The sequence below is a fragment of the Streptomyces sp. NPDC054796 genome, from assembly GCF_053611545.1.
In genome coordinates this window covers 81679-90429 of record NZ_JBSHAO010000036.1, presented here as the reverse complement: position 1 = coordinate 90429, position 8751 = coordinate 81679, and the positions used below count along the sequence as shown (strand labels likewise).

At 72.5% G+C, this 8751-nt stretch carries 9 protein-coding genes; 3 read left to right on the top strand and 6 right to left on the bottom strand.

Features of this window, described 5'->3' with window-relative positions; genetic code table 11:
* The 3 genes from ACWGJ2_RS26780 to ACWGJ2_RS26770 all read left to right on the top strand — a co-directional run.
* The coding region (locus ACWGJ2_RS26780; protein WP_453348788.1) for an RHS repeat-associated core domain-containing protein at positions 1-1309 on the top strand (1309 nt) is incomplete at its 5' end.
* Between the two features lie 11 nt (positions 1310-1320).
* On the top strand, positions 1321-1779 hold the full coding sequence (locus ACWGJ2_RS26775) for a hypothetical protein (RefSeq protein ID WP_453348787.1): 459 nt from the start codon (positions 1321-1323) through the stop codon (positions 1777-1779).
* A 146-nt stretch (positions 1780-1925) separates the two neighbouring features.
* The gene (locus ACWGJ2_RS26770) at positions 1926-2156 is read left to right on the top strand and encodes a colicin immunity domain-containing protein (protein ID WP_453348786.1); all 231 of its coding nucleotides are present in this window, start codon (positions 1926-1928) and stop codon (positions 2154-2156) included.
* Between the two features lie 53 nt (positions 2157-2209).
* On the opposite strand, the gene ACWGJ2_RS26765 is transcribed toward ACWGJ2_RS26770, so the two are convergent.
* The 6 genes from ACWGJ2_RS26765 to ACWGJ2_RS26740 form a co-directional block, all read right to left on the bottom strand.
* Positions 2210-3928 (bottom strand): thiamine pyrophosphate-dependent enzyme, encoded by a 1719-nt coding sequence (locus ACWGJ2_RS26765; RefSeq protein ID WP_453348785.1) that lies wholly within the window; start codon positions 3926-3928, stop codon positions 2210-2212.
* Positions 3925-4725, bottom strand: a complete 801-nt coding sequence (locus tag ACWGJ2_RS26760) for an ABC transporter ATP-binding protein (protein ID WP_453348784.1) — start codon at positions 4723-4725, stop codon at positions 3925-3927. Before ACWGJ2_RS26760 ends, ACWGJ2_RS26765 begins: the two co-directional genes overlap by 4 nt.
* Positions 4718-5566: an ABC transporter permease gene (locus ACWGJ2_RS26755; RefSeq protein ID WP_453348783.1), complete on the bottom strand. Its 849-nt coding sequence runs from the start codon at positions 5564-5566 to the stop codon at positions 4718-4720. Before ACWGJ2_RS26755 ends, ACWGJ2_RS26760 begins: the two co-directional genes overlap by 8 nt.
* Entirely contained in the window at positions 5563-6318 is a 756-nt protein-coding gene (locus ACWGJ2_RS26750; protein ID WP_453348794.1) for an ABC transporter permease, read from the bottom strand. The genes ACWGJ2_RS26755 and ACWGJ2_RS26750 overlap by 4 nt, the downstream gene beginning before the upstream one ends.
* Positions 6319-6428: 110 nt before the next feature.
* Positions 6429-7442, bottom strand: a complete 1014-nt coding sequence (locus ACWGJ2_RS26745) for an ABC transporter substrate-binding protein (protein ID WP_453348782.1) — start codon at positions 7440-7442, stop codon at positions 6429-6431.
* Positions 7443-7552: 110 nt separating this feature from the next.
* Positions 7553-8581, bottom strand: a complete 1029-nt coding sequence (locus ACWGJ2_RS26740) for an LLM class F420-dependent oxidoreductase (protein ID WP_453348781.1) — start codon at positions 8579-8581, stop codon at positions 7553-7555.
* Between the last annotated feature and the right edge of the window lie 170 nt (positions 8582-8751).

Below are 8751 nucleotides of genomic sequence, written 5' to 3'. Positions count from 1 at the left end.
GGCCGGGCGCGAGATCCAGCGGGCGACGGGTGGTGTGATGCTGGACCAGGGCTGGGATGCCACCGGCCGTCTCACCACCCAGGCCCTCACCTCACCGGCCGACGAACTGCTCCAGCACCGTGTCTACACCTACCGCCCCGATGGTTACGTCACCGAGATCCGCGAACTGACCACCGGCACCCGCCACTTCGACCTGGACCGTGCGGGCCGGGTCACCGGCGTCCAGGCACACGGCTGGTCGGAGACGTATGCCTACGACACCATCGGCAACCAGTCCCGTGCCGACGCCCCCGCCCACCCCGCACCCGGTGAACGCGAGCACACCGGCACCCTGATCCACCGCGCGGGCCGCACCACCTACACCCACGATGCGGCAGGCCGCCTGGTCCGCAAGACCCGCAAACTCCTCAACGGCCGGACCCGCACCTGGACCTACACCTGGAACACCCAGGACCGCCTCACCAAGGCCACCACACCCCTGGGCGAGGAGTGGAGCTACACCTACGACCCCCTCGGCCGCCGCCTCACGAAGACCGGACCCGACGGCGCACCCCTCACCTTCACCTGGGACGCCACCCGCCTGGCCGAACAGACCACCCGCGACGGCGCCACCACCACCTGGGACCACACCCCCGGCACCCACACCCCCCTCACCCAGACCCACCAGGAACTGGGCACCACCCACTTCCACGCCGTCATCACCGATCTGACCGGCACCCCCACCGAACTGGTCACCCCCGAAGGCGACCTCGCCTGGCAGCACCGCACCACCCTGTGGGGCACCCCCCTCCCCGCCCCACCCACCACCCCGGGCACCGTCACCTGCCCCCTGCGCTTCCCCGGCCAATACCACGACCCCGAAACCGGCCTGCACTACAACCACTTCCGCTACTACGACCCCGAAACCGCCCGCTACCTCACCCCCGACCCCCTCGGCCTCGACCCCGCACCCAACCACCACACCTACGCCCACAACCCGTACTACGAGATCGACCCCCTCGGCCTCCAGAGCTGCGGAGTCGATCTCTCCAACGCCACGCCGCACAGCGGGCGATTCCCGAAGAGCGCAGGGCCCGATGAAGTTCTGGTGCGACGCAAGGATGACGGGACCGTGACCGCTTATGCGGTTTACGATAAGCACGGGGATCCGGTCAAACGTGTAGACGTGGATCCCAACTCCAAGCCACATGGCGGGGTTCCTGCGCCACATGTTCTGGAAACGGAAAAGCACGTCAATCCGAAGACAGGAGAGGAATTCCTCACCTGGAAGAAGATGCCCCGCCCCGCACGTCCCGATGAACTGCCGTGAGAGGTACGAACGTGACACCAGAATCAGGTCACCGCTCCGCACACCCGGAGATCGATTCGTGGTCCCAGGACAGCGGCGGCGGGGTCGACTATCTGGATTACGCGGCACAGCATTTGCGCCTGCCCGACTGGCTCGCTCTGGCCCGCTGCTTCCGCCCTCACTTCGTCGAGGTGTCCGGTTGTGTCATCTGGGACCGGGCGTACGAGCCGGACAACTTTCGCGAGTGGTTCGAGGAACTGAACGGTGATGCCACCTCCGTAGAGGCGACGCTTAACGAATTCAGACTGTGGCAGGTTCTCGACTGGGACGACGGTGATCCGGGCGAAGAACGGCGGGTCCAGAAATTCGCCCAGGACCTCGCCTTCTGCTGGCGCTCCTGCCTGGAGGCGGATTTCCCCGACAAGCAGTTCGACGGTGGCGTCGTGGACACGGATGACGGCCCGGTGGTGCGGTTCGTCGTGCGCAGGTAGAGATGGCCGACACCCCGCGCCACCTCCGTAAAGCCGCAGCCGACGGGATCGCCGCACGGTTCCGTCCGCGCAGACGCACGTGGGGAGCCCCATCGGACGTCGACCCGGAAAGTGACACCGCCCAGCAGCTCCGTTTGATGCGGCTCGTGGCATCCGGAGAGATGCCACCCCCTCGCTTCGCCCGCGAATGGCTGGCAGCGCGCAGCCGCGCGATGACGAGCGGGGAAAGGACCAAGGCCCCCCTCACCTCCGTGCTCGACGGTGTTTTCTCGTGTCTGGACGACTACTCCATAGATCCGCAGTTCGCCGAGCCCGAAGATCTGACCGACGAGGAACTCGTCGGCCTTGTCCGCACCCTGCTGGCCCGCCTCGAGTAGCGCACGGCGAGTGAAGAAGCGGGCGGGCCCCGTCGCACGTGGAGGGCGGGGCCTCAGCTCTCCGGTGTCACCGTCACATCCAGCAGGATCGGTTCCGTGCGCCCGGACAGGGTGGGGACGATCCCGTGCAGGGCGGTGAGGAGGTCGGCGTGCGTCTGTACGGAGCGGGAGGCGCAGCCCATTGCCGTGGCCAGGCCCGCCACGCTGATGTCTTCAAACGCGGGCCAGGGCCCCGCCCCCGCACCGTGCTGCGCGGCCACCCCGTCCAGCACCGCGTACCGCCCGTTGGACAGGACGACGAACAGCACCCCGGCCCCGTACCGTACGGCGCTCCACAGCGCCTGGATGCCGTAGAGCGCGGAGCCGTCGCCGACCACGGCGACGACGGGGCGGTGCGGACGGCCCAGTCGGAGTCCCGCCGCGGCCGGGAGCGCGAAGCCCAGGCCGCCCATCGCGGCCGAGACGTAGCCGAGGGGTTCCCTGGCGGGCAGCAGGGCGTGCAGGTCGGCCCGTGCCGACGGGCACTCCTCGACCACGATCGTCTCGCGCGGCAGCCCGCGCGCCAGCGCGGCCAGCACGTGCACGGGCCGCAGCGGTTCGCCGGGCCCCGGCGGCGCGGGCGGTGCGGGCGGCCTCGCGCGCACGGGCGGGCGCGGCACGGTGTGTTCCCGCGCGGGCAGGCGTGCGGCGAGCTGGGCGCAGACCTCGCCGGGGTCGGCCAGCACCGCGAGGTCGGCGGGGCTGCGGTGCGCCTCGTCGGGGTCGTCCGTGACGACCGCGACGCGCGTGCCCTCGGGCACCAAGGGCCCCGGCTCGTACGGGTACTGGCGGAACACCGGCGCCCCGACCGTGAGCACCGCGTCGCGGTCCGCGAGCCGCGCCCGCACCCCGTCGCGCTCAGCGGGCAGGACGCCCGCGTACAGCGGGTGGTCCTGCGGAAAGCCCGCGCGGGCCTCGAAGGACTCCTGCCAGACGGGGCACCGCAGCCGCTCGGCCAGCGCGGTCAGCGCCGCCCACGCGGCGGGTGAGTCCGCGCCGGCGCCGACGACCAGCGCGGGCGTGCGCGAGCCGGCCAGGAAGTCGGCGAGGGGCCGGACGTCGGCCGGGGTGAGTGAGACGGGCCGCTGCACCCCGGCGGGCGCGGCGACGACCTCGCGCCCGTAGTCGTACGGCGCCGACCAGTCGTCCATGGGCACGACGACCAGCGCGGGCCCACGGTGCGTCACGGCCTCGTGGTGGGCGCGCGCGAGTGCCGAGGGCACGTCCTGGGGGCGGGCGGGCCGCTCGTGCCAGACGGGGTAGTCGCCCGCGAGCCCCGTCAGCTTGCCCGTCAGAAACGGCTCCAGCGCGAGGTGGCGGCGGTCCTGCTGGCCGACGAGGACGACGAGCGGGGCGCGGTTGACGCGCGCCGTGGCCAGCGCGCCCACGGCGTTGCCGAGCCCGGCGACGGTGTGCAGCAGGGCCAGCGCGGGGCGTTCCGTGGCGAGAGCATGGCCCGTCGCCATGCCGATGACGCTGCCCTCGTGCAGGGCGAGGAGGAAGCGCAGGTCGTCGGGGAAGTCGGCGAGCAGGGGCACCTCGGTGGAGCCGGGGTTCGCGAAGACCGTCGTCAGGCCGAAGTGGCGCAGGGTACGGAACGCCGCGTCCCGCACCGTCAGCGTCCCCGGTGTGCCGGGTGTCCCGGGTGTGTCACGTATCCCGGATGTGTCCGACGCGTACGACGCACCCGTGCCCGACGTGCTCCGGCCCGCCCCCGTCCCGTCCGCGCTCACCTCGCACCGTCCCACGGGCCGGGCCCGCCGGAGGACGCGCCGGAGGAGTGGGCGCGCTGGATCTGTTCGTAGACGTGGGCGCGCAGTCGCGCGAAGCGGGGGTCGGAGCGGGTGGTGACCTGGTCGCGGGGCGCGGGCAGCGGCACGGGCAGTTCCTCCTGTACGGCGGTGGGGGCGCCCGAGAGGATCACGATGCGCCGGCCCAGGTAGACCGCCTCATCGATGTCGTGCGTCACCAGCAGCACGGTGACACCCAGTCGCCGCCACAGGGAGAGCAGCAGATCCTCCAGCTCCGCGCGGGTCTGCGCGTCCACGGCGGCGAAGGGCTCGTCCATCAGGAGCAGCCGAGGCTCGTAGGCGACGGCCCGCGCGATGGCCACCCGCTGCTGCATGCCGCCCGACAGCTCCCACGGGTGCGCCCGCGCCGCGTCCGCCAGTCCGACGGCGGCCAGTGACTCCGCGACCAGTTCGCGACGCCGCGCCGCCGCCACCCGCTTCTCCTTGAGCGGCAGTTCGACGTTCTGACGCACCGTCATCCAGGGGAAGAGGCTTCGCCCGTACTCCTGGAACACCACGGCCGTGTCGCGCGGCGGCCCGGCCACCCGCGACCCCGCGAGCCGCACCTCGCCGGAGGTGGGCGTCAGCAGCCCCGCGACGCACTTGAGCAGGGTCGTCTTGCCGCAGCCCGAGGGGCCGACGACGCAGACCAGTTCGCCGTCGTCGACGTGGAAGTCCAGCTTGCGCAGCGCGTGGGTGCCGTTGTCGTAGGTCTTGTGCAGTGCGATGACGTCAAGCATGGGTACCCCGCGAATCCGCGCGCCCCGCGTATCCCGCGTTCCCCGCGCGTGCGATGTGCCAGGACAGTACGCGCCGTTCGACGGCGCGGAAGGCGAGCGAGAGCCCGAAGCCGATGAGGCCGAGCACGACGATGCCGCTCCACATCTGGGGGATGGCGAAGCCGCGCTGGAACAGCACGATGGTGTGGCCGATGCCGGAGGTGCTGGCGAACATCTCGCCGATCACCATCAGGATGATGCCGATCGACAGTGCCTGCCGCAGCCCGGCCATGATCTGCGGGCTCGCGCCGCGCAGCACCAGGTGCCGCAGCCGGGCCACGCCGCGTATCCCGTAGCCGCGGCAGGTGTCGGCGAGCACGTCGTCCACGGCGCGCACACCCTCCACGGTGTTGAGCAGCACGGGCCAGACGCACCCCGAGACGACGACCAGGACCTTCATGGCGTTGTCGAGCCCTGCCAGCAGCATGAGGAGCGGTACCAGCACGGGCGGTGGCACGGCGCGGAAGAACTCCAGGACGGGCTCGCAGGCGGCGCGCAGTCCCGGCGAGGACCCGATGGCCACCCCCAGACCGACCCCGAGCAGTCCGGCGAGCGCGTATCCGGCCAGCAGCCGCCCCAGGCTCGGCAGCACGTCCTCGGTGAGCCGCTCCGAGAACCACACCTCGGCGAAGGCGGCGGCGACCTCCCCCGGCGGTGGCACGTAGAAGCTGTCGGCCGCCGCGCTCCACACCCACCAGCCGAGGACGAGCAGTACGGGCAGCCCGAGCGCGGTCAGCAGCCGCAGCGCCGCCCGTACGGCGAGGGACGGTCCCCGCCCGGACCGTCCCCGGCCGCCGCTCACCGGGGAACCTCCCCGCGCACGGACGGATGCCAGGCGAGCACACGCCGCTCCAGCCACCGCACCGCGAGGTTGACGGCGACACCGACGAGGCCCGCGACGACGATGAGCGCGTACACCGTCGTCACCGCGCCCCCCGACTGCGCGGTCTGGATGCGGCGGCCCAGCCCCGGGCTGCCGATGACGAGTTCGGCGGTGACGGCGAGGATGAAGGCGACGGTGGCGGCGAGCCGCAGCCCGGTCATCACGTACGGCAGCGCGGTGGGCCACACCACGTGCCGCAGATGGGCGCGCCGCCGGAAGCGGTAGCCGCGCGCGGTCTCGCGGGCCACGGGATCGACGTCGGCGACCCCGTACAGGACCTGGATGAGCACCTGCCAGAACGACGCGTAGATCACGAGGAGCAGCGAGGAGCCGATCCCGGCACCGTAGAGGAGGGTGGCCAGCGGAATCAGCGCGACGGACGGGATGGGGCGCAGGAACTCGATGGTGGAGGCGGTGGCGGCGCGCAGGCCTGGCACGCTGTCGATGAGCGCGCCCGCGACGAGTGCGGCGGCGAAGGCGATGCCGAGGCCGAGCGCCCAGGAGCGCAGGGTTTCCCCGAGCGCCGTCCACAGCGCGGCCCCGGCCGCCTCCTGGGCGAGCCTGCCCAGGATCTCGGTGGCGGGCGGCAGATGCGCGGGCTCCACGAGGCCGAGCCGGGGCACGGCCTCGGCCACGGCGAGGAGGACGGCGAAGCCGCCGACGCCCAGCAGGGCGGTCCGGGCGCGGGCCCTCGCCCGGCTACGGGTACGGGTACGCGCACGGGCCCGCGTGGGGGTACGGGTACGGGTACGAGGGCGCCCCGCGACAGGGCTGTCCCCGTTCACGGCAGCAGCGCGTCCACGTCGGCCTCCTTCTTCAGCACACCGTCCTCGCGGGCCAGCGCACCGATCTCGCGCACGGAGCCGGTGTTGATGTCGGCCGGCCACTTGGGCAGCACCATCTTCTCGGCGACCGGCTCCGGGATCTCCGCGTAGCCGCGCAGCACCTCGCGCACCGCGTCCGGGTGCTCGGCGGCGTAGGCGTTGGCCTCCTCGATGGCGGCGGTGAAGCGTTCGGCGAGGTCGGGCTTCTCCTTGAGCAGCTTCTCCGTCGTGAAGTACATGGCCACAGTGAGGTCGTCGTCCGTGGCCTCGGCGAAGTTCCAGGCGACGGGCTTCGCGCCCTGGTCCCTGGCCTGGGTGACGAAGGGTTCGACGACCCAGATCGCGTCCACGCGGCCCTTGTCGAGCGCGGCGGGCATGTCGGGGAACGGCATCTCGGTGAACTCGATGCCCGAGGGGTCGCCGCCGTGCTCGCGCACGGTCTCCTTGACGGTGGTGTCGCCGATGTTCTTGAGCTGGTTGACGGCGATGGTCCTGCCCGCCAGATCCTCGGCCGACGAGATGCCGCTGTCCTCGCCGACCAGCACGGCGCTGTAGTCCTTCCCCGGCTCGCCCGTCGACGCGACGCCGCTGGCCACCGCCTTGAGGGGGAGGCCCTGGTCGCGCCCTGTGAGCAGGGAGGTCGTGTTGCCGAACGCGAAGTCGAACTGCCCGCCCATCACACCGGAGACGCCGGCGGCGCCGCCCTGGACGGGGGTGATCTTCGCCTTGATGCCGTGCTTGCCGAAGAACCCCCGCTTCTCCGCGAGGTACGCGGGGGCCGTGTCCACGATGGGGATGGCGCCGACGTTCACGGTGTCCTTGCCCCCGGACTTCCCGTCTCCCGAGCCCGAGCCGCCGCCGCACGCGGCGGCGGTGAGGGCGACGAGGAGGGCGCCCGCGACAGCGGCCGTCCGGGGGAGCGTACGGACGCGTGGACCTGTGGGGCGGCGCGGGGCGAGGGAACGGTACACGGGCACTCCTCTTCTCGGGAGGAACCGGGCGAGCACGTTAGAGCGGACCCCTACAAGCGTCAACGGTCCCCGTCAGCCGCGCCAGCCCCCCGTACGGGTGCGCCCACCCCTCAACGGGCGGCGGGAACCTGCTCGTTCAGCTCGGCGAGCGTGCGCAGGGTGGCCGGGTCGGGGGCCGTGACCAGGAGGTCGGTGACGGGGCTCGCGCGCCACAGCTCCAGCCGCTCCGCGATGCGCCCGCGCGGGCCGACGAGGGAGATCTCGTCGGCGAACGCGTCCGGAACCGCGCTTACGGCCTCCTCGCGCCGCCCTTCGAGGAAGAGCTTCTTCACGCGCTCCGCCTCCTCGGCGAAGCCCATCCGGGCCATCAGATCGGCGTGGAAGTTGCGCTTCGCGTGGCCCATGCCGCCGATGTAGAAGCCCAGCATGGCCTTGACGGGCAGCAGTCCCTCCGCGACGTCGTCGCACACCCTCGCCTGCGCCATGGGGGCGACGAGGAAGCCCTCGGGCGCGTCGGCCAGCGACGCCTCGTACACGTCCGTGCGGGTCGGCGACCAGTACAGCGGCAGCCAGCCGTCCGCGATCCGCGCCGTCTGCGCGATGTTCCTGGGCCCCTCGGCGCCGAGCAGCACGGGCAGCCCCGGGCGCAGCGGGTGGGTGATCGGCTTGAGCGCCTTGCCCAGACCCGTGCCGTCCTCGCCCCGGTACGGGTGCGTCAGGAAGCGCCCGTCCAGCTCCACCGGGGCCTCGCGGCGCAGCACCTGGCGGATGACGTCGACGTACTCGCGGGTGAACGTCAGCGGCGACTTCGGGAACGGCCGCCCGTACCAGCCCTCCACCACCTGCGGCCCCGACAGCCCGAGCCCGAGCAGCATCCGGCCGCCGGAGAGGTGGTCCAGGGTCAGTGCGTGCATCGCGGTGGCCGTCGGGGTGCGGGCCGCCATCTGCGCGATGCCGGTGCCCAGCTTGACGCGTGAGGTGTGCGCGGCGATCCAGGTGAGCGCCGTGAAGGCGTCCGAGCCCCAGGACTCGGCCGTCCACACCGAGTCGTAGCCCAACCCCTCGGCGAGCCGCGCGAGTTCGAGATGGCGCGGGTCGGGACCGCGCCCCCAGTAGCCGAGCGTGAGGCCCAGTCGCATCCGCCGCCCCCTCCGGGCTCCGGGACCCGGCGCCCGGCGGCCCTGCCGTCCGGCGCCCGTGGTCCGCTGGTGAATCCGCGATCCCCTGACGAAGCGTCATGGTCGTCGGACGAGCGTCGCGGCAGCGTACGCCAACGGCCCCGCGCCCGGAAGGGCGAGGGGCCGTCGGA

What these genes read in the sequence shown, in the direction of transcription:
- ACWGJ2_RS26760 (WP_453348784.1), bottom strand. Translation starts at nt 4,725, where the DNA reads ATGCTTGACGTCATCGCACTGCACAAGACCTACGACAACGGCACCCAC.
- ACWGJ2_RS26740 (WP_453348781.1), bottom strand. Translation starts at nt 8,581, where the DNA reads ATGCGACTGGGCCTCACGCTCGGCTACTGGGGGCGCGGTCCCGACCCG.